This is a genomic window from Streptomyces sp. NBC_01255, from assembly GCF_036226445.1.
Lineage (GTDB): Bacteria > Actinomycetota > Actinomycetes > Streptomycetales > Streptomycetaceae > Streptomyces.
Window position 1 is genome coordinate 3,371,646 of record NZ_CP108474.1, and the last position, 19,212, is coordinate 3,390,857.

Consider the following 19,212-nt stretch of genomic DNA (forward strand, 5'->3'; position numbering starts at 1 on the left):
CAAATATCCCCCCACCGGTCGGGGGGAGTGCCGGGTCGGCACCTAGCGTCGGCCACGTGGTCAAGCTCTCCGTGGTCGTGCCGTTCTTCAACGTGCAGACATATGCCCCCGACACCCTCACAAGCCTGCGTGCCAACGCCCGCGAGGACTTCGAGTTCCTCCTTGTCGACGACTGCTCGTCCGACGGGACTCCCGAACTCCTCGACCGGGCCGTACGCGACGTCCCGGGTGCCGTCCTGCTCAGGCACGCACGCAACGAAGGACTGGCCACCGCCCGCAACACGGGCCTCGACGCGGCCCGCGGCGAGTACGTCACCTTCCTCGACGGGGACGACTGGCTCTCCCCCGGCTACTACGGGCGGCTCGTCGCCGCCATGGACGAGCTGGGCTGCGACTTCCTGCGCACCGGCCACGTCTCCGTCTCGGGCCGCAGCCGCAAGGTCCGCGGGGTGCCGGTCCCGCGCCGCGGCGAGGTACTGAACCCGCGCGACGCGATACTGCCGGCCCACCGGACGACCTCCGTCGACTACCCGTACGCGTGGGCCGGGATCTACCACCGGCGACTCCTGGAGCGCGGGCTCCTCCACTTCCCGCACGGCCTGCGGACGGCCGAGGACCGGCCCTGGATCTGGAAGCTGCACCGCGAGGCGGAATCGTTCGCGGCGATCGGGGAACTCGGCGTCTTCTACCGCCGCGGGGTCGCGACCTCGCTCACCCAGATCGGCGACGTCCGGCAATTGGATTTCATCCGCGCATTCGACCAGGTGATCGAGGAAACGGCGAAGGACCGGGACGCGGACCTTCTTCTCCCCAAAGCCGTCCGCACCTATTGCGCACTGATTTCCCATCACATCGGCGGGATCGGACGATTCGAACCCGAGGTGGCGCGCCTGTTGAAGGCGATGAGCGCGGGCGCGCTGCGCCGGATGCCGCAGGGGGTCCTCGACGAGGCCCTGACGTCGATGGGCGGGGACCGCGCGACGATGCTCCGCAAGCTGCGGAGGCAGCGCCCGGCACCGCCACCGGCGGCACCGGATCCGACACCCGTGGCGGTGTCCGTGACCACGGCGGAGACGGTGTCGGCACCGGTCTCCGCCACCGCCGCGACCCGTTCCCCGGAGGTGGCGGCATGAGCGCCCGACGCACCACTCAGATCTTCTGTGCCTCCACCCTCTACGGGGCGGCGACCCTGGCCGCCGCGCTGGACAGCGGCTGCTTCGGCCGCGCCGACCGCCGGATCCTGCTCGTCACCAACAACGCCGCCGTACCGGAGACCACGCCCGCCCTCGACGAGGCCGAGGGCTTCGAGCGGCTGCGCGGCCGCTTCGACTCCGTCCTGTCCTGGAACGAGACGATCTCCCCGCTCCACCCCGCCGGCTGGACGCCACGGGGACAGGACATGCCGATGCTCCAGCGCTATCTGCGGCGGCTCTGGGACCTCGGCGACGACCGCGTCGAGCTCGCCCTGGAATCCCTCCAGGTGACCCCCGCCCTCGCCATCGCCCACCTGCTGCCCGACGCGCCGATCACGGTGTACGCCGACGGGCTGATGAGCTACGGGCCGACCCGCAACAAGATCGACCCGCTGATCGGCGGGCGGGTGCGCGCACTGCTCCACCTGGACCTCGTCTCCGGGCTCGAACCGCTGCTGCTCGCGGAGTTCGGGGCGGTCCCGGAGGCCGTACCCGTGGAGGCCTTCACGAAGGTCGTCGAGGAGCTGGCCGGGCCGGTCGCGGCGACGCCCGAGGAGGGCCCCGCGCTCCTCCTCGGCCAGTACCTGGCCGCCCTGAAGCTGCTCACCGCCGCCGAAGAGGAAGAGCTGCACCTGCGGATGGTCCGCGGGGCGGTCGCCCGGGGCCACCGCAAGCTCGTCTTCAAGCCGCACCCGACGGCCCCGGACACCTGGACGCGGACGCTGGTGGACGAGGCGGCGCGGCTCGGTGCCGAACTGACCGTCGAGGACCGGCCCGTACTCGCCGAGGTGCTCTACCGCGAGCTGCGGCCCGCGCTCGTGGTCGGCTGCTTCTCCACGGCGCTGCTCACGGCGCACTCCTTCTACGGACTGCCGGTCGCCCGGGTCGGCACGGACACGCTCCTGGAGCGGCTCACCCCGTTCCCGAACAGCAACCGGATCCCGCTCACCGTGGTGGACGCGGTCGTCCCGCCCCTGGAGGAGGGCGGCCTGGACGAGCCGGCCGGTCCGGCCCTGGACGTGGTGGAGCTGAACGACCTCGTCGCCGCGGTCGGCTTCGCGATGCAGCCGAAGATACGGGCCGACCTGCGGGACGCGGCGGCGCGGCACCTGTCGGGCCCGCACGCCGAGCGCACCCGGCACCACTTCACCCGCCGGCGCCTGACCGTCCTGAACCTGCCGGGCGGCATCCCGCTCCCCCGGCATCCGCAGGTCCGCCGCCTGGCGCGCCGCGCGCTGCGGCTCCGCAAGGAGCTGCGGAAGCGCGGCGCCGCCCGGAAGTAGGCGGCCGACAAGAGGAGGGGCCCGGGAACCCGTGCGGGGGTCCCGGGCCCCTCCCCTTTTTCACCTCAGGCGCGGACGATCGACTCCTGGATCTCCGTCACCCACCGCGAACGGTCCTCCGGGCACTCCAGGTACAGCTCACGCGCGTAGTGCTCGGACGCGTAGCCGTTGCTGTCCATCCAGCGGGCCAGGGTCTGCACGGTCGGCAGGATGTCGTCCATCGAGCCCCGGTGGACGATGGTCGCGGCCTGCTCGATGCCGGGCAGGACGTGCACCAGGACGCCCTCCACGGCCGTCCCCTCGGGGACCGTCATACCGGCGTGCACGAGGACCGAGCCGTCCCCCTTGCCCGCGTCCTCGTAGTACGCGATCCCCGGACCGAAGCCGGTGACGCCCGCGGCTTCGAGACGGTCGCACAGCTCGCCGTACAGCGGCCCGATGGCCGGGCCGATGTCGTGCGGGCCGAAGCTCGCGGCGACCGTGCTCAGTTCGGCGATCCGCACGGCGGGGATCTTCTTGACGACGACGTCCTGGGTGGACATGCGTCCCTCCGTTTCGATGGCTCGGAGCCGCGCACCGACCTGGGTGAGCCGGGCCCGCGCCGCCTCCAGGGCCGCTTCCAGCTCGGCCTGGCGCAGACGCAGCATGCCCCGCAGCTCGTCCGCGTCGATCTGCTCGTCGAGGATCGCCCCCACCTGTTCGAGGGTGAAGCCGAGGTCCTTGAGCGCGATGACGCGATTGAGCCGGGCGAGCTGCTCCCCGGTGTAGAAGCGGTAGCCCGTGTGCGGGTCGACCCGGGCCGGGCGCAGCAGTCCGATGGCGTCGTAGTGACGCAGCATGCGGACCGACACCCGCCCGTGCCGGGCGAAGTCTCCGATGATGAACATGACGACTCCTACGGAACGGCCTCACACCGTGTCAGGGTCAACCGGACGACACGGCCCAGGGTCAGGCGGCGCTGCTGAGGGAGAGCTTCGCGGCGAAGCCGAGGAAGAGCGCGCCCGCCGCCGAGGTCGCCCCGGCGGAGAGCCGGCGACGGCTGCGGAACGCGGCCGCGAGCCGGGTCCCGCCGAATATCAGCATCGTGAGGTAGAGGAAGCTGCCGATCTGGAGCAGCGTGCCGAGCACCAGGAAGGACAGGGCCGGGTAGGCGTATCCGGGATCGACGAACTGCACGAAGAACGAGATCAGGAAGAGGATCGCCTTCGGGTTGAACAGGCTGATGACCAGCGCACGGCGGTACGGACGCTCGACCGGCCCGGCCGACGGCTGCTCCGCGTCGTCCGCCGCGTCGCCCCGGCCGCGCCACATCGCCCAGGCGGCCCGCAGCATCCCGTACGCCATCCAGACCAGGTAGCCCGCGCCCGCGTACTTGACGATGGTGAAGAGGAGCGGGGTGGTCTGGAGGAGCGAGGCCGCGCCGAGCGCGGCCAGTGTCATCAGGACCGCGTCCCCGGTGAACACTCCGGCGGCGGCCTTGTACGCGGTCCGCGTGCCCTTGCGGGCGGCGACGGAGAGCACGTACAGCGAGTTCGGCCCCGGCAGAAGGATGATGAGGACGAGCCCCACGAGATAGGTCGGCAGATCGGTGACACCCAACATAGAGCGGAGTGTCGCACACGAGTACGACACTCCGCTGTGACCTGCGTCTACGTGTCCTGGACGGAGGCTAGAAGGCGTCGGTGGGGACGTACGTGCCCCAGACCTCGCGCAGGGCGTTGCAGACCTCGCCGACCGTCGCCCGCGCCTTGAGCGCGTCCTTCATCGGGTAGAGGACGTTGTCCGTGCCCTCCGCCGCCTTCTTCAGCTCGACGAGGGCCGCGTCCACGGCGGCCTGGTCGCGCTCGGCCCGCAACTTCGCGAGGCGGTCGGCCTGCTGGGCCTCGATCGCCGGGTCGACGCGGAGGGGCTCGTAGGGCTCCTCGACGTCGATCGTGTAGCGGTTGACACCGACGACGACCCGCTCGCCGCTGTCGGTCTCCTGCGCGATCCGGTACGCCGAGCGCTCGATCTCGCCCTTCTGGAAACCGCGCTCGATCGCCGCGACCGCGCCGCCCATGTCCTCGACCTTGGCCATCAGCTCAAGCGCCGCGGCCTCCACGTCATCCGTCATCTTCTCGACCACGTACGACCCCGCGAACGGGTCGACGGTCGCCGTCACGTCCGTCTCGTACGCGAGGACCTGCTGCGTACGCAGGGCCAGACGGGCCGACTTGTCCGTCGGGAGCGCGATCGCCTCGTCGAAGGAGTTCGTGTGCAGGGACTGCGTTCCGCCGAGGACGGCCGCCAGGCCCTGGACGGCGACGCGGACCAGGTTGACCTCGGGCTGCTGGGCGGTCAGCTGGACGCCGGCGGTCTGGGTGTGGAAGCGGAGCATCAGCGACTTGGGGTTCTTCGCGCCGAACTCCTCCTTCATCACCCGCGCCCAGATCCGACGGGCCGCACGGAACTTCGCGACCTCTTCGAGGATCGTCGTGCGGGCCACGAAGAAGAAGGAGAGACGCGGGGCGAAGTCGTCGACGTCCATGCCGGCCGCGACCGCCGTGCGGACGTACTCGATGCCGTCGGCGAGGGTGAACGCGATCTCCTGCGCGGGCGAGGCACCGGCCTCGGCCATGTGATAGCCCGAGATCGAGATCGTGTTCCACTTCGGGATCTCGGCCCGGCAGTACTTGAAGATGTCCGCGATCAGGCGCAGCGAAGGCTTCGGCGGGAAGATGTACGTGCCCCGCGCGATGTACTCCTTCAGCACGTCGTTCTGGATCGTGCCCGTCAGCTTGTCCGCCGGAACACCCTGCTCCTCACCGACCAACTGGTACAGGAGGAGAAGGAGGGAGCCGGGGGCGTTGATCGTCATCGACGTCGAGACCTTGTCCAGCGGGATGCCGTCGAACAGCACCCGCATGTCGTCGATCGAGTCGATCGCCACACCCACCTTGCCGACCTCGCCCGAGGAGATCGCCGCGTCGCTGTCGTGGCCCATCTGCGTCGGCAGGTCGAACGCCACCGACAGACCCATCGTGCCGTTGGCGATGAGCTGCTTGTACCGGGCGTTCGACTCCGTCGCCGTACCGAAACCCGCGTACTGCCGCATCGTCCACGGCCGACCCGTGTACATCGAGGGGTACACGCCACGCGTGAACGGGTACGAACCCGGCTCGCCCAGCTTCCCGGCGGGATCCCACCCCTCCAGAGCCCCCGGCCCGTAGACCGGCTCGATCGGCAGCCCCGACTCCGACTCGCGCGCCATGTGTTGTGCCTTCCCGATAGACCTGCTGCTCAGCGGTACCGACCCTCGCGACGGACTGTAGCGGCGGGCGTGCGGCCGGTGGAGGGCAGCACGCTGGGACCTTCCTCACAGCTTGCGCGCGCTCCCTTCCGTTCCTTCGTACGCGCGTGCGCAACCGCACGCGCGCGGGAAGCATCCCTACGTACACACGACTCGGCCCGGGGGGCAACGATGAAGCGGACCACGTCCGTCATACGCAGAGCGGTACTGGCGGCGGCAGCGGTGGCACTGGCCGCCGGCTGTACGGCCCAGGCGGCCGATCCGGCAGGCGGCGGCGCGAGCCCGTCGTCGACGGCGCCGAAGGCGACGACGTCCGCCGCTCCCAGCGCGACGGCGTCCCCGACCGACGGCCCCACCGCCACACCGACCGACGGCCCCACCGTCACACCGACCGTCTCGCCGACGACGGACGACAAGCCGCCGTCCCCCTCCGCCACTGCCGGCACCGGGGCGCCGACGCCCGACGCCCTCATGAAGGACGGCGACGAGAGCGAGCAGGTCCGCGAGCTCCAGGCCCGGCTCCGGCAGCTCGGCCACTTCGACCGGGCCCCCACCGGTTTCTACGGGACGATGACGGCGGCGTCGGTCACGGCGTTCCAGAAGAAGCAGGGGCTGCCGCGGACGGGCTCGGTCGACGCGACGACCTGGGAGCGGCTGCTCTCGGCCAGCCGGAAGCCGACCGCCGACGAGCTGAAGCCGTCGACGACGAACAAGCTGGACACCCCGGACGCGCGCTGCATGACCGGCCGGGTGCTGTGCATCAGCAAGGAGAGCCGGACCCTGGCCTGGATGATCGACGGCCGGGTCGTCTCGTCCATGGACGTCCGCTTCGGCTCGGAGAACACCCCGACCCGCGAGGGCACGTTCAGCGTGGGCTGGAAGGCCCGCAAGTGGACGTCGACGATCTACCACACGCCCATGCCGTACGCGATGTTCTTCAGCGGCGGCCAGGCGGTGCACTACTCGGCGGACTTCGCGGCCCGCGGCTACAACGGGGCCTCGCACGGCTGCGTCAACGTCCGGGACCGGGCGAAGCTCTCGGCGCTCTTCGACCAGGTGAAGGTCGGCGACAAGGTCGTCGTCCACTGGTAGCGGCGGGGAGAGGGAGAAGGGGCGCGGGTGGGACCGGGGGAACGTGCCCCACCCGCGCCGGGTGCGCGGAGCCGTAGGTACGGGGGGAACCCCGGCTCGTCGCGCGGCCGATGACCAGTCGGCTCACTCAGTACTGCGCCGACGGCCCGGAAAGTGTCACACCTGCTGCGGGAAACGTCCCGCGGAGGCTCTTGTCGGCGTCCTCGGAGCCGCGGTTCCGGCGCTCGGCGCCGTCGTTCCGGCCGTCGCTCCCGCTGTCGTTCCCGCTGTCCTTCTTGCCGTCGCGCGTCCCGTCGGCCTTCCCGTCGGACGTGTCGTCGTCCTTGCTGCCGTCCTTGCTGCCGTCGTCCGCCTTGCCGTCCTCCCGGGGATCGGCGGACGCGCCCGTGCCGCCGGAGCCGAGGAGCCGGTCGCAGTAACGGCTGAGGGTCTCGCCGCCGCGCAGGGTCCCCGTCAGCTTCCGGCGGTCGGCGGCGTCGAGCCTGCCGGACCGGTAGTCCCGGCAGGCCTTGAGGGCCTTCTCGCGCACGGTCGACCCGCCGGTGCCCGTGTCCCCGCCCGGGCGGGACGTCGTCCGGCCGGGTTCCGGGGTGTGCCGGGTGGCGGGCGGTGCGGTGAGCGAAGGGGACGTGGACGAGGAGGGCGAGCCGGGGGAGGTCGAGACCCCGGGCGAGGGCGACGAGCCGGGCGAGTGCTCGACGTCGTCCGGTCCAGCCGAGGGCACCTCGGGGTCCTTCCGTACGCCGTGCGAGCCCGTCACGACGGGCTCCGGGCTCTCCGCCGCCGTGACGGTGGCCGCGGGCTCGGGGGTCATCAGCGGCAGCACGCCCGTGCCGGCGGCGACGGCGACTCCGCCGACCGTGACGGCGGCGACCGCGGCGGCCAGCCCGTACCGCACGGAACGCCCCCAGCGGCGGCGCGTGGCCGCGGGGACGGGGGCGAGCCGCACATGGCCCAGTTCGGCGTGGTCGGCGGCACGGCCGGCACCGACCGGGGTCGCTGTCCTGGCGAGGGCGGCGCGTTCGGCCGTGGCCCGGCGGAAGGCGGCAAGCGCCGCGGCCTCGCCGGGCAGCTCGGCGTGGCCGGCCCGGTCGGCCTGGGCGGTGGACGGCGTACGGGCCGAGTCGAGGGCCTCCGCGAGACGTCGGGCCTCGGGGCGCGCGGGGTCGTCGAGGGCGTCGACCGGCTCACCCCGGAGCAGCCGCTCCGCGGCCTCCTGGTCGAGCCACTGGTAGCGCTCGTCGGCCATCACATGTCCTTCTGCGTACGCGGACGTGAATGCGTCACACCGCCGGAGCCCGTGGCTCCCGGCCCGCGCCCGCGTTGCGGAGGGACACCGTCCAGCGGAACGACGTCTCCACCGGCCCCGTCCGCCCCGAGGAGTTCGGCGAGCCTCTTGAGCCCCCGGTGCGCGGCGGTCCGTACGGCGCCGGGGCGCTTCCCGAGGGTGTCGGCGGCGGTCTTGGCGTCCAGGCCGACGACGACGCGCAGGACGACGGCCTCTGCCTGGTCCTGCGGGAGTTGGGCGATCAGGTGCATGGTACGGCCGGTGGCCAGGGCTTCCAGCGCCTCGTCCGCGGTGTCGGAGTCGGCGGGCCTGTCGGTGAGTTCGGTGTCGTCGGCTCCCACGGCGGGCCGCCGGCCGCGCATCCGTATGTGGTCGAGCGCGCGGTTGCGGGCGATCCGGGCCGCCCAGCCGCGGAAGCGGTCCGCGTCTCCGCTGAAGCGGTCGAGGTCGCGCGCGATCTGGAGCCAGGACTCCGAGGCGACGTCCTCGGCGTCGCCGTCGCCGACCAGTGTGCGTATGTAGCCGACCAGCCGAGGATGCACGGCGCGATAAACAGTACGGAAGGCGTTCTCGTCCCCGTCCTGCGCAGCGAGCACCGCGGCGGTCAGCTCCGCGTCGTCCCCCAGCACTCCCCAAACCCTGTTCGTCGGTCGCGTCGTCGCGCCATCGCGGCTGGTCACCACCGCCACGCTGCCTCGCGCATGTGCACGCTACGTCGTACGCCCGCGCCGCGTCCACGCGATCCGGGGTCTTTGTACAACTTGCAACCTTCGAAAACGGTGCCGTGCTGCACGTGCGGGTGCACGTGTGCCGGTGTGACAGAAAGCGCAGCACCGGCGCTGTATGGAGTACGGAGCCGTGCTGCGGCTCCGTGGATGACGACCGGGGCCTCTCCTGTGGGGGGTGGCGGCCCCGGTCGTCTCCCTTTTCCGCCTCTCCCCCAGCATCCAGACCACCCGTACCGGGCTGGGCACACTGCACCCTCTTCACTGTCAACCGACAGTTGACACTCCATGGGTGTCAACCTAGGGTTGCCTCATGACGAATCCAGTCGTTCCGAAGGTCCCCGTCCGTCTCGACGAGCTCATCGAAGCGATCAAGAAGGTCCATCCCGACGCCCTGGAGCAGCTCTCCGGCGCGGTCATCGCGGCCGACCACCTCGGCGATGTCGCCGACCACCTCATCGGCCACTTCGTGGACCAGGCCCGGCGCTCCGGCGCCTCCTGGACCGACATCGGCCGCAGCATGGGCGTCACCCGCCAGGCGGCCCAGAAGCGGTTCGTCCCCAAGGATCCGGACGCGGAGAAGACGGACGCGAACGCGGGGTTCAACCGCTTCACCCCCCGCGCCCGGAACGTGGTGATGGCCTCCCAGAACGAGGCCACGGCCGTCGGCAACGGCGAGATCACCACCGCCCACCTGGCGCTCGGCCTGCTCGCCGAGCCCGAGGGGCTCGCGGCGTTCTGGATCCAGACGAAGGGCGTGACCCTCGACCAGGTCCGCGAGGCCGCCACCGCGACCCTGCCGCCGGCCGTCGACGAGCCGCCCACCCTCGTCCCGTACGACGCGGCGGCGAAGAAGGTCCTGGAGCTGACGTTCCGCGAGGCCCTGCGCCTCGGCCACAACTACGTCGGCACCGAGCACATCCTGCTGGCGCTCCTGGAGCACGAGGACGGCACGGGCGTACTGACCGGCCTCGGCCTCGACAAGGCCACGGCGGAACGGGAGATCGCCGAGTCGATCGCCTCGGTGTCGATCCAGGAGTAGGAGCGGATCAGGCGGTGCGGGCCCGGCGGGAGACGACCGCGCGCAGCACCCGGCCGCCCTCGACGGAGAGCTCACGGGCCCGGCGCAGTCCGGTCGGGCCGTGGGCGGCCGATTCGAGGACGGCCTGCTGGCGGCGGAGCTCCCCGGCGAGCAGCGGGCCCGCGCCGTCCGCGTCCCCGGCCCGGCAGCGCTCGACGAGCCCGTCGGGCACACCTGCGGCGTCGAACCCGCCGTGCAGGGCGAGGGCGGTGACGGAGCAGGCACCGGCCCAGGTACGGAGGGCCTCGACCGTCCACGCGGGCGGGGCGGTCGCCAGCATGGCGCGTACGTCCTCGGCGCCGTCCGTACGGGCCGCGTCCAACCCGACGAGGGCCTTGGCGGTGGCCTCGCCCCACGCAGCCCCGTCGCCGCGCGCGACGGCCGCCCACACGGGCCGCAGGGCGTCGCCCCCGTCGGAGGCGAGCAGCGGCAGACAGCGGTCGAGACAGGCGAGACCGGCCGCGGCCAGTCCTCGCTCGTCGGCCCCGTCGATCAGTTCCAGCAGGCTCCGGCCCGTCGCTGACGTCATGGACGCCTCCTCGCCACCCGATGCGGACGCAGTACTTCCCCTACTGCGCCGAGGGGCGGTTTTTCGTCACTGCGCGGCCGGAATCATGCCAGTGCCGCGCCGCGCTGCATAGGGCCGGGACAGTGCTCCGCCAGCGGATCCGGCTCAGCGCACCCTTGCCGCGAGTGCCCTGAACTGGTCCCAGGTGAGGGTCGGTTTCGTCGGGTCCCAGACCTTCTGGGCGAGTGCCGTCAGGGGCAGCCGGATGCCGTCCGCCACCTGGGCCTGGGTCTGCGCGCCCGAGAGGTCGCACCAGACGGCGAACCGGGCGCCGAGGATCTGGGGGTCGTAGCGGGCCGGGACCGGCGTCGTGCCGCGGAGCACCAGCGGGGTCCACTGCTCGTAGATGCGGCGGCCGGTGGGGTAGGTGAATTCGTTCGGCTCGCCGAGGACGTAGTAGAGGTACTCGTCGTTGAGGTTCACGACGTCGCGGCCCTCGCTCAGGTACTCGGCCGGCGGCCGGGCCCCGATCTCCTTGCCGGTCCAGTACTCGACCTCGATGCCCTTGTCGGCGTTGACGACACCGCCCCGGAAGAAACCGTCGTTCCAGGCCTTCGCCACCTTGCCCGTGTCGCGCACCACCGCCGCGCGGTCGTTCAGCCAGCCTTCCGCCAGGTCCTGGACGCGCGCCTGGGGGCCGTACTTCTGGCGGGCCGCCGTGGCCAGCTGCGGATAGGAGGCCTCGGGCGAGCGGACGGTCAGCGCCTGGTACTCGTCGGCGCCGACATGGAACCAGCCACCGGGGAAGAGGGCGGCGTACTCGCGCAGCAGCTCGTCCACGAGCCGCGCCGAGGCCGGCTTGGAGATGTCGATCGCACCCTGGCGCGGGACCCCCTGGACGTTGAGCAGTCGCAGGTCGGGGTAGGCGCGCAGGACGGCACCGAGGTGTCCGGGCGAGTCGATCTCGGGCACGACGGTGATGTGCAGGCTCTGCGCGAGGGCGAGGATCCGGCGCACCTCGGCCTTGGTGAGGTGCTGGGCCGAGACGATCTCGGGGTGGGTGTCCGAGGCGATCCGGAAGCCCTGGTCGTCGGAGAAGTGCAGACCGAACTGGTTGAGCTTGAGGTCGGCCATCTCCCGGAGCCGGGCCTCGATCCACTCCGCGGTGAAGAACTTGCGGGCGATGTCGAGGTTCAGTCCGCGCTGGGGCTTCGCGGGCGCGTCGGTGACGGTGCCCTCGGGCATCGCGCCGGTGGCCTTGACCGACTGCTTGAGCGTCCGGGTGCCGTAGAAGACCCCGGCCTCGTCGGGCCCGGTGATCCGCACCCGGCCGTCGCGGACCGCGAGGGTGTACGACTCGGCGGCGCCCGTCCCGCCCAGGGCCAGCTCGACGTCGCCGGGTCCGGCGGCGACGGCGCCGCGGTACGGGACGCCGAGCTCCCCGGCGAGCAGCTTGCCCTCGTCGGCGAGGCCCGCGCTGTTCGCGCCGAGGACGATCCCGGCCGTGGGCGCGGGCTTCCAGCCGGGGCCGCGGGCGGCCTCGTGGTCGCGGACGGCGGGGATGGTGCGGGGCTCGGTGGAGAGGGGGTACGTCCGGGTCGGCGTCGGGGTGGGCGTCGGCGTCGGGGAGGGCGGCGCGCTGGTGGGCGCGGCGCTCGTGGCCGTACCGCCGGAGGGCGACGAAGGGGACGGCGCCCCGGACGGAGAGCCGTTCGAACAGGCCGCCACGGTGGCCAGTGCCACCGCGGTCGCCATCAGTGCGGGGCCCCGGCGGGGCACCCGTATGGAGTACCGCATCATTCGGAATCCTCCCGTACGGAAGGCGGTCCGGCCAATCGGGGGAACGGAACCGGATCGTCCATCACATGTTCCGAAACTCTCCCTTCCGGGTGAAATTCGCGCATCCGTCGGACACTTCCCTCGTCCCGTCGATAACGTTGAGTCACGTCCACCCCACCCGTCCCGGAGTACCGGAGCCCACGCTGACCAGCGACACCCACGCCCCCTGCCGGACACCGGGCTCCACGGACACGCCTGCCATACCCGCGCAGAACAAGGGCCCCGCCGCTCAGCCGTCCACTCCGCCGTCCACTCGGCCGTCCCCCCACCCCTCGCCCCACGGGCTCACGCGCTTCAACGCCGCCTCGGCCGCCGAGGCGGAGACCCTGCTCCTCTCCTGCTGCCACAGCCCCCGGTGGGCCGAACGGGTGACCGCGCACCGCCCGTACCCGACGGTCGACGCGCTGCTCGCGGCCGCCGACGAGGCCGGCTACGACCTGTCCCGCGCCGATCTCGACGAGGCACTGGCCGCCGAGTCCTCCGCCCCGCCGCACCCCGACGCCCCGCCGGCGGCGCGGACCGCGCTGCGGGCCGCCCACGCCGCGTACGAGAGCAGCTTCGGACACGCGTTCGTGATCAGCCTCGAAAATGTGCGGCCCGGAGAGCGTCTCGACCAGGTATTGGCAGGCATTCGGTCACGTCTCGGCAACGAACCAGAGGAAGAGCGCGTGATCGCCGCCGACGAACTGAGGCGGCTCGCCCGCGCCCGGCTTGCCTTCCGCTTGTCCGAGGGCCTCACACCCCGACACTCCGAAGCGTGATTCCGACCGGAACAGGGCGATTTCGGCTTGTGGGATAGCCCGTCCGTGCCTGTTTGATCACACCGATGGACCCCGCGCGAGCGAACCGACAAGTCGTCGCTACGATGACCGGGGCCGGTGGACCGTACCCGGCCGGGTCAGACCGACAGAGAAGCCGGCCGACCCTGATCCCCGCTCCCGGAGGGTTTTTCCGTGCCGGCTGGAACGCTGTACCGCGGCCGGGAAGGAATGTGGAGCTGGGTGGCTCATCGAGTCACCGGCGTCCTCATCTTCTTCTTCCTGTTCGTACACGTGCTGGACACCGCTCTCGTCCGCGTCTCTCCCGAGGCGTACGACGAGGTCGTCGCGACCTACAAGACGCCGATCGTCGCTCTTCTGGAGTACGGCCTCGTCGCCGCCATCCTCTTCCACGCGCTGAACGGTCTCCGTGTCATCGCCGTGGACTTCTGGTCCAAGGGCCCGCGCTACCAGAAGCAGATGCTCTGGACCGTCGTGGGCATCTGGGTCGTGCTGATGGCGGGCTCGCTGTACCCCGTCCTCGGCCACGCCGCACGTGAACTGTTCGGGAGCTGACGCCAGATATGTCTGCTGACACCACCTCCTCCGCCGCCATCGGCCCCGTCGAGGGCGCCGTGTACGACGTGGACAACCCCGCGCCGTACATCGAGGCCCCGCGCAAGCGCACCGGCAAGACGCCGAAGGCGACCCGCGGCAACTTCGAGATGGCCGCGTGGCTCTTCATGCGCCTCTCCGGCGTGGTCCTCGTCGTCCTGGTCCTCGGCCACCTGCTGATCCAGCTCTTCCTCGACGGCGGCGTCTCCAAGATCGGCTTCGCCTTCGTGGCCGGCCGCTGGGCGTCCCCGTTCTGGCAGGTCTGGGACCTGCTGATGCTCTGGCTCGCCATGCTGCACGGCGCCAACGGCCTCCGTACGGTCATCAACGACTACGCGGAGCGGGCCAACACGCGCCTGTGGCTCAAGGGCCTGCTGTACACCGCCACGGTGTTCACCATCCTTCTGGGCACGCTGGTGATCTTCACCTTCGACCCGAACATCCGCTAGGCACGGGGCTGAGGTAATCCACGTCATGAAGATCCACAAGTACGACACCGTCATCGTCGGCGCCGGTGGCGCGGGCATGCGCGCCGCCATCGAGTCGACGAAGCGCAGCCGCACCGCCGTCCTGACGAAGCTGTACCCCACCCGCTCCCACACGGGCGCCGCGCAGGGCGGCATGGCCGCCGCGCTCGCCAACGTGGAGGAGGACAACTGGGAGTGGCACACCTTCGACACGGTCAAGGGCGGTGACTACCTGGTCGACCAGGACGCCGCCGAGATCCTGGCGAAGGAGGCCATCGACGCCGTCCTCGACCTGGAGAAGATGGGCCTGCCGTTCAACCGGACCCCGAACGGCACCATCGACCAGCGCCGCTTCGGCGGTCACTCCCGCAACCACGGCGAGGCCCCGGTCCGCCGGTCCTGCTACGCCGCGGACCGCACCGGCCACATGATCCTCCAGACGCTGTACCAGAACTGCGTCAAGGAGGGTGTGGAGTTCTTCAACGAGTTCTACGTCCTGGACCAGCTCATCGTCGAGGTCGACGGTGTGAAGCACTCCGCGGGCGTCGTCGCGTACGAGCTGGCCACCGGCGAGATCCACATCTTCCAGGCCAAGGCCGTGATCTACGCGTCCGGCGGCACCGGCAAGTTCTTCAAGGTGACCTCCAACGCCCACACCCTGACCGGTGACGGCCAGGCCGCGTGCTACCGCCGTGGTCTGCCCCTGGAGGACATGGAGTTCTTCCAGTTCCACCCGACGGGCATCTGGCGCATGGGCATCCTGCTGACGGAGGGCGCCCGCGGTGAAGGCGGCATCCTCCGCAACAAGGACGGCGAGCGCTTCATGGAGAAGTACGCGCCGGTCATGAAGGACCTCGCGTCCCGTGACGTCGTCTCCCGCTCCATCTACACGGAGATCCGCGAGGGCCGCGGCTGCGGTCCCGAGGGCGACCACGTCTACCTGGACCTGACGCACCTTCCGCCGGAGCAGCTCGACGCCAAGCTCCCGGACATCACCGAGTTCGCCCGTACGTACCTCGGCATCGAGCCGTACACGGACCCGATCCCGATCCAGCCCACCGCGCACTACGCCATGGGCGGCATCCCGACCAACGTCGAGGGTGAGGTCCTCTCGGACAACACCACCGTCGTCCCGGGTCTGTACGCGGCCGGCGAGGTCGCCTGCGTGTCGGTGCACGGCGCCAACCGCCTCGGCACCAACTCGCTGCTCGACATCAACGTCTTCGGCAAGCGCTCCGGCATCGCCGCCGCCGAGTACTCCGCCAAGCACGACTACGTCGAGCTGCCGGAGAACCCGGAGTCCCTCGTCGTCGCGACGATCGAGAAGCTGCGCGACTCCACGGGTCACGAGCGCGTGGCGGACATCCGCCGCGAGCTGCAGGAGACCATGGACGCCAACGTCATGGTGTTCCGCACCGAGCAGACGATCAAGACGGCCGTCGAGAAGATCGCCGAGCTGCGCGAGCGCTACGAGAACGTGTCCATCCAGGACAAGGGCAAGCGCTTCAACACGGACCTCCTTGAGGCCATCGAGCTGGGCAACCTGCTCGAACTGGCCGAGGTCATGGCCGTCTCGGCCCTCGCGCGCAAGGAGTCCCGCGGCGGTCACTACCGCGAGGACTACCCGAACCGCGACGACGTCAACTTCATGCGCCACACCATGGCGTACCGCGAGGTCGGCGACGACGGCTCCGAGACCGTCCGTCTCGACTACAAGCCGGTCGTCCAGACCCGCTACCAGCCGATGGAGCGTAAGTACTGATGGCTACCCCCGTACTGGACAAGGTCGAGGCGGAGTCCGCCGCCTCCCCGTACATCACGGTCACGATGCGGATCCGCCGCTTCAACCCCGAGATCTCGGACGCCTCGGTCTGGGAAGACTTCCAGATCGAGATCGACCCGAAGGAGCGTGTCCTCGACGCCCTCCACAAGATCAAGTGGGACGTCGACGGCACGCTGACCTTCCGCAGGTCGTGCGCGCACGGCATCTGCGGCTCGGACGCGATGCGGATCAACGGCAAGAACAGGCTCGCCTGCAAGACGCTGATCAAGGACCTCAACCCCGAGAAGCCGATCACGGTCGAGGCCATCAAGGGCCTGACGGTGCTGAAGGACCTTGTCGTCGACATGGAGCCCTTCTTCCAGGCGTACCGGGACGTCATGCCGTTCCTGGTCACCAAGGGCAACGAGCCGACGCGCGAGCGCCTGCAGTCCGCCGAGGACCGCGAGCGCTTCGACGACACCACCAAGTGCATCCTGTGCGCCGCGTGCACGTCGTCCTGCCCGGTCTTCTGGAACGACGGCCAGTACTTCGGTCCGGCCGCGATCGTCAACGCGCACCGCTTCATCTTCGACTCGCGTGACGAGGCGGGCGAGCAGCGCCTGGAGATCCTGAACGACAAGGACGGCGTGTGGCGTTGCCGCACGACCTTCAACTGCACCGACGCGTGCCCCCGTGGCATCGAGGTCACGAAGGCGATCCAGGAAGTCAAGCGCGCGCTGATCACGCGTCGTTTCTGACGTCTCGTTCGGCTGTAAACGCCCGCTTCTGTACGCTGCGCGTGCAGGAGCGGGCTTTGTCGTTGCGGAGTGTCGTGGAAAGCGGGGACTGATGAGCGAGCCGAATCCTTACGCGGACGGGGAGTACCGGTGGGGTCCTGGCGAGGGTTCCGGGACTCCCGCGTACGGGTATCCGCAGGACGCTACGCCGTGGGCGGGACCGGGGCCGTACCAGGCGCCGGCCTACCAGCCGACGCTGCCGGGCGGGGTGGCCATGCCGCCGCCGTACCCGACGGGCGGGGTGCCGTCGTTCGCCATCGGGGACATCAGCGTGGTCGGTGACCAGATCCTCACCCCGGCCGGGCCGATGCCGCTGAAGGGCGCGGTGTGGAACGCGATGGACCTGTCGCGTCACGAGGAGAAGATCTCGACGGTCGGCATCGTGCTGGCCTGTCTCTTCGTCGCGGCCTGCGGCCTGGGGCTGCTGTTCCTGCTGATCAAGGAGAAGGTGACGACGGGCTTCGTCCAGATCACCGTGAACAGCGGGGGCAAGCACCACTCCACGATGATCCCGGCGATGCACCCGGACACCATCCACTGGGCGATGGCGCAGATCAACTACGCGCGCTTGCTGAGCGTCTGACCCTGCTCCGGCGGGACGGTCAGTCCCAGTGGCGGACGTGCTCCGCGCTCTCCGCCTCGACCATGATGCGGCGCAGCAGGTCGTTGAGTTGATTCCGCTCCTCGGCGGAGAGGACGCCGAGGAGGCGGTACTCCTCGTGCCCGAGGACGTCCATGGCGCCGAGCCAGGTCTGATGGCCGGCGTCGGTGAGCTCGACGACGACCCGGCGCCGGTCGGTCGTGGACTGTGTACGGCGGACGAATCCGCGCTTCTCCAGGGCTTCGAGGCGGCCCGAGACGGAGGCGGGGGCGAGGTCGAGGTCCTGGGCCAGTTCGGAGGGGGCGGCGCTGCCGCCGCGGCCCGCGAGCTTGTGGAGGGTGTCGAACTCGTATCGCTCCAGGTCGAAGTCGGCGAGTGACTGCTCCCTGACCCGGCGGAAGTGGACGGAGAGCTTCTTCATCCGGGTGACGGCGCCCTCGACGACGGGGTCGAGGCCGGGCAGGACGGGCTGCCAGCGGGCGACGTGGTCGTCCGTCCAGTCGCGGGGCTGACCGGATTCACCTGGGGTACGCGGTTCCTCGGGGAGCGCCATGAAGTGATCGTACGTCGGCGGACGGGCCTCTTCTCAAGAGAAGTATTTCGTTGACGAATTATTCGATACCGAAATACTCTGCGGTCCATGCCTGCCGCTCCCGTGCGCGCCGCCGCGCCCGCCGCCGTCCCCCACCCCCTGCGCACCCGCTCCTTCCGCCTCCTCTTCACCGGCCGCGCCCTCTCCCTCCTGGGTGACGCGGCGATCCCCGCCGCCCTCGCCCTCGCCGTCCTGGAGGCCACCGGCTCCACGTCGGCGCTCGCCCTCGTCCTCGGCTGCGCGATGGTCCCCCGGCTGCTCCTGCTACCCCTGGGCGGCGTCGTCGGCGACCGCTTCGACGCCCGCACGGTCGCGCTCGTCACCGACCTCGTGCGCTGCGCCACACAGCTCCTGGTCGGCATCCAGCTGCTCGGCGGCGCCCCGAGCCTCGCCGTCCTCGCGGTCGCCGAGGCGCTCGGCGGCGCCGCCGGGGCCTTCGCGATGCCGACCGGTTCACCGCTGGTGAAGGGAACCGTCGCGCCCGAGGCGCTGCACCGCGCCAACGCGGCGATGAGCGTCGCCCGGAGCGCCAGCCGCCTCGGCGGACCGGCGCTCGCGGGCACTCTCGTCCTGACCGTGGGGCCCGGCTGGGCGTTCGTCCTGGACGCGGCCACCTTCGCCGTCAGCGCCCTGCTCCTGACGGCCGTACGGGTGGAAAGGGTGCCGATCCCGCGCCGCTCGCTCCGCGCCGACCTGGCGGAGGGCTGGCAGGAGGTCCGCTCCCGGGACTGGTACTGGACCAGCCTGATCGGCCACAGCGCCTGGAACGGCGCCGCGGCCGTCCTGATGACCCTCGGCCCCGCCGTCGCCGTGCAACGGCTCGGCGGCGACGCCACCTGGGTCGTCCTGCTCCAGGTCGGCGCCGTCGGCTTCCTCCTCGGGGCACTGCTCGCCGACCGGGCCCGCCCCAAGCGCCCGGTCCTGACGGCGAACCTCGGGCTCGCCACGTACGCCCTGCCGCTGATCCTGCTCGCCGTGGCCGCGCCCGCGCCGCTGACGATCGCGGCCTACGGGCTCGCGCAGGCGGGGCTCGGCTTCCTCTCCCCCGTCTGGGACACCGCCGTCCAGCGGGCGATACCCGACCACGCGCTCGCCCGCGTCACCTCGTACGACTGGCTGCTCTCGCTGGCCGCGATGCCGCTCGGCTACGCCCTGGCCCCGCTCGCCGCCGCGGCCTGGGGGCCGGAGGTGCCGCTGCTCGCCGCCGCGGTGGTGGTGGGCGGCTGCTGCCTCGGCACGGCGCTCGTCCCGGGGGTACGGCGCTTCCGCTGAGGCTCAGACCCCTGCCTGAGGCTCAGACCCCCGCCTGAGGCTAGACCCCC

At 71.1% G+C, this 19,212-nt stretch carries 19 protein-coding genes; 11 read left to right on the forward strand and 8 right to left on the reverse strand.

The window, feature by feature from the left end; translation table 11 throughout:
* Window positions 1–56 precede the first annotated feature (56 nt).
* Entirely contained in the window at window positions 57–1,133 is a 1,077-nt protein-coding gene (locus OG357_RS14655; protein WP_329621577.1) for a glycosyltransferase family 2 protein, read from the forward strand.
* Window positions 1,130–2,476, forward strand: a complete 1,347-nt coding sequence (locus OG357_RS14660; protein WP_329621578.1) for a polysialyltransferase family glycosyltransferase — start codon at window positions 1,130–1,132, stop codon at window positions 2,474–2,476. Before OG357_RS14655 ends, OG357_RS14660 begins: the two co-directional genes overlap by 4 nt.
* Window positions 2,477–2,541: 65 nt before the next feature.
* Here the strand turns inward: OG357_RS14660 and OG357_RS14665 are convergent, their stop codons facing one another.
* The 3 genes from OG357_RS14665 to OG357_RS14675 form a co-directional block, all read right to left on the reverse strand.
* A complete protein-coding gene (locus OG357_RS14665) occupies window positions 2,542–3,363 on the reverse strand; it encodes a MerR family transcriptional regulator (RefSeq protein ID WP_329621579.1) in 822 nt (273 codons plus the stop codon).
* Between the two features lie 61 nt (window positions 3,364–3,424).
* Window positions 3,425–4,078, reverse strand: coding sequence for a leucine efflux protein LeuE (gene leuE, locus OG357_RS14670; RefSeq protein WP_329621580.1), 654 nt, complete (start codon window positions 4,076–4,078; stop codon window positions 3,425–3,427).
* A gap of 67 nt (window positions 4,079–4,145) precedes the next feature.
* A complete protein-coding gene (locus OG357_RS14675) occupies window positions 4,146–5,726 on the reverse strand; it encodes an acyl-CoA mutase large subunit family protein (protein ID WP_329621581.1) in 1,581 nt (526 codons plus the stop codon).
* A gap of 210 nt (window positions 5,727–5,936) precedes the next feature.
* Here OG357_RS14675 and OG357_RS14680 point away from each other — a divergent pair, with 210 nt between their 5' ends.
* Window positions 5,937–6,857: a L,D-transpeptidase family protein gene (locus OG357_RS14680; RefSeq protein WP_329621582.1), complete on the forward strand. Its 921-nt coding sequence runs from the start codon at window positions 5,937–5,939 to the stop codon at window positions 6,855–6,857.
* Window positions 6,858–6,984: 127 nt separating this feature from the next.
* Here the strand turns inward: OG357_RS14680 and OG357_RS14685 are convergent, their stop codons facing one another.
* Complete coding sequence (locus OG357_RS14685; protein ID WP_329621583.1) at window positions 6,985–8,106, reverse strand: hypothetical protein; 1,122 nt, start codon at window positions 8,104–8,106, stop codon at window positions 6,985–6,987.
* Window positions 8,106–8,774: an RNA polymerase sigma factor gene (locus OG357_RS14690; protein ID WP_329621584.1), complete on the reverse strand. Its 669-nt coding sequence runs from the start codon at window positions 8,772–8,774 to the stop codon at window positions 8,106–8,108. Before OG357_RS14690 ends, OG357_RS14685 begins: the two co-directional genes overlap by 1 nt.
* 409 nt (window positions 8,775–9,183) lie before the next feature.
* Here OG357_RS14690 and OG357_RS14695 point away from each other — a divergent pair, with 409 nt between their 5' ends.
* On the forward strand, window positions 9,184–9,912 hold the full coding sequence (locus tag OG357_RS14695) for a Clp protease N-terminal domain-containing protein (RefSeq protein WP_329621585.1): 729 nt from the start codon (window positions 9,184–9,186) through the stop codon (window positions 9,910–9,912).
* Window positions 9,913–9,919: 7 nt separating this feature from the next.
* On the opposite strand, the gene OG357_RS14700 is transcribed toward OG357_RS14695, so the two are convergent.
* Window positions 9,920–10,480: a hypothetical protein gene (locus tag OG357_RS14700; protein WP_329621586.1), complete on the reverse strand. Its 561-nt coding sequence runs from the start codon at window positions 10,478–10,480 to the stop codon at window positions 9,920–9,922.
* Window positions 10,481–10,624: 144 nt separating this feature from the next.
* The gene (locus tag OG357_RS14705; protein WP_329621587.1) at window positions 10,625–12,259 is read right to left on the reverse strand and encodes a beta-N-acetylhexosaminidase; all 1,635 of its coding nucleotides are present in this window, start codon (window positions 12,257–12,259) and stop codon (window positions 10,625–10,627) included.
* A gap of 137 nt (window positions 12,260–12,396) precedes the next feature.
* On the opposite strand from OG357_RS14705, the gene OG357_RS14710 reads away from it, so the two are divergent.
* The 6 genes from OG357_RS14710 (at window position 12,397) to OG357_RS14735 (ending at window position 17,280) form a co-directional block, all read left to right on the forward strand.
* The gene (locus tag OG357_RS14710; RefSeq protein WP_329621588.1) at window positions 12,397–13,059 is read left to right on the forward strand and encodes a 2-oxo-4-hydroxy-4-carboxy-5-ureidoimidazoline decarboxylase; all 663 of its coding nucleotides are present in this window, start codon (window positions 12,397–12,399) and stop codon (window positions 13,057–13,059) included.
* 192 nt (window positions 13,060–13,251) lie between these two features.
* The gene (sdhC, locus tag OG357_RS14715; RefSeq protein ID WP_015035721.1) at window positions 13,252–13,632 is read left to right on the forward strand and encodes a succinate dehydrogenase, cytochrome b556 subunit; all 381 of its coding nucleotides are present in this window, start codon (window positions 13,252–13,254) and stop codon (window positions 13,630–13,632) included.
* Window positions 13,633–13,640: 8 nt separating this feature from the next.
* Window positions 13,641–14,120: a succinate dehydrogenase hydrophobic membrane anchor subunit gene (locus OG357_RS14720; RefSeq protein ID WP_141295397.1), complete on the forward strand. Its 480-nt coding sequence runs from the start codon at window positions 13,641–13,643 to the stop codon at window positions 14,118–14,120.
* 25 nt (window positions 14,121–14,145) lie between these two features.
* The gene (sdhA, locus tag OG357_RS14725) at window positions 14,146–15,900 is read left to right on the forward strand and encodes a succinate dehydrogenase flavoprotein subunit (protein WP_329621589.1); all 1,755 of its coding nucleotides are present in this window, start codon (window positions 14,146–14,148) and stop codon (window positions 15,898–15,900) included.
* A complete protein-coding gene (locus OG357_RS14730; RefSeq protein WP_329621590.1) occupies window positions 15,900–16,658 on the forward strand; it encodes a succinate dehydrogenase iron-sulfur subunit in 759 nt (252 codons plus the stop codon). Before sdhA ends, OG357_RS14730 begins: the two co-directional genes overlap by 1 nt.
* A 91-nt stretch (window positions 16,659–16,749) precedes the next feature.
* Window positions 16,750–17,280, forward strand: a complete 531-nt coding sequence (locus OG357_RS14735) for a hypothetical protein (protein ID WP_329621591.1) — start codon at window positions 16,750–16,752, stop codon at window positions 17,278–17,280.
* A gap of 19 nt (window positions 17,281–17,299) precedes the next feature.
* On the opposite strand, the gene OG357_RS14740 is transcribed toward OG357_RS14735, so the two are convergent.
* Entirely contained in the window at window positions 17,300–17,851 is a 552-nt protein-coding gene (locus OG357_RS14740) for a MarR family winged helix-turn-helix transcriptional regulator (RefSeq protein WP_329621592.1), read from the reverse strand.
* Between the two features lie 87 nt (window positions 17,852–17,938).
* Here OG357_RS14740 and OG357_RS14745 point away from each other — a divergent pair, with 87 nt between their 5' ends.
* Complete coding sequence (locus tag OG357_RS14745; RefSeq protein ID WP_329621593.1) at window positions 17,939–19,162, forward strand: MFS transporter; 1,224 nt, start codon at window positions 17,939–17,941, stop codon at window positions 19,160–19,162.
* The last annotated feature ends 50 nt before the right edge of the window (window positions 19,163–19,212 follow it).

Excerpts from the sequence above, each read along its gene's own strand:
- OG357_RS14660 (WP_329621578.1), top strand. The coding sequence starts at position 1,130 with ATGAGCGCCCGACGCACCACTCAGATCTTCTGTGCCTCCACCCTCTAC.
- OG357_RS14665 (WP_329621579.1), bottom strand. The coding sequence starts at position 3,363 with ATGTTCATCATCGGAGACTTCGCCCGGCACGGGCGGGTGTCGGTCCGC.
- leuE (WP_329621580.1), bottom strand. The coding sequence starts at position 4,078 with ATGTTGGGTGTCACCGATCTGCCGACCTATCTCGTGGGGCTCGTCCTC.
- OG357_RS14675 (WP_329621581.1), bottom strand. The coding sequence starts at position 5,726 with ATGGCGCGCGAGTCGGAGTCGGGGCTGCCGATCGAGCCGGTCTACGGG.
- OG357_RS14680 (WP_329621582.1), top strand. The coding sequence starts at position 5,937 with ATGAAGCGGACCACGTCCGTCATACGCAGAGCGGTACTGGCGGCGGCA.
- OG357_RS14685 (WP_329621583.1), bottom strand. The coding sequence starts at position 8,106 with ATGGCCGACGAGCGCTACCAGTGGCTCGACCAGGAGGCCGCGGAGCGG.
- OG357_RS14695 (WP_329621585.1), top strand. The coding sequence starts at position 9,184 with ATGACGAATCCAGTCGTTCCGAAGGTCCCCGTCCGTCTCGACGAGCTC.
- OG357_RS14700 (WP_329621586.1), bottom strand. The coding sequence starts at position 10,480 with ATGACGTCAGCGACGGGCCGGAGCCTGCTGGAACTGATCGACGGGGCC.
- OG357_RS14705 (WP_329621587.1), bottom strand. The coding sequence starts at position 12,259 with ATGATGCGGTACTCCATACGGGTGCCCCGCCGGGGCCCCGCACTGATG.
- OG357_RS14720 (WP_141295397.1), top strand. The coding sequence starts at position 13,641 with ATGTCTGCTGACACCACCTCCTCCGCCGCCATCGGCCCCGTCGAGGGC.
- sdhA (WP_329621589.1), top strand. The coding sequence starts at position 14,146 with ATGAAGATCCACAAGTACGACACCGTCATCGTCGGCGCCGGTGGCGCG.
- OG357_RS14730 (WP_329621590.1), top strand. The coding sequence starts at position 15,900 with ATGGCTACCCCCGTACTGGACAAGGTCGAGGCGGAGTCCGCCGCCTCC.
- OG357_RS14735 (WP_329621591.1), top strand. The coding sequence starts at position 16,750 with ATGAGCGAGCCGAATCCTTACGCGGACGGGGAGTACCGGTGGGGTCCT.
- OG357_RS14740 (WP_329621592.1), bottom strand. The coding sequence starts at position 17,851 with ATGGCGCTCCCCGAGGAACCGCGTACCCCAGGTGAATCCGGTCAGCCC.
- OG357_RS14745 (WP_329621593.1), top strand. The coding sequence starts at position 17,939 with ATGCCTGCCGCTCCCGTGCGCGCCGCCGCGCCCGCCGCCGTCCCCCAC.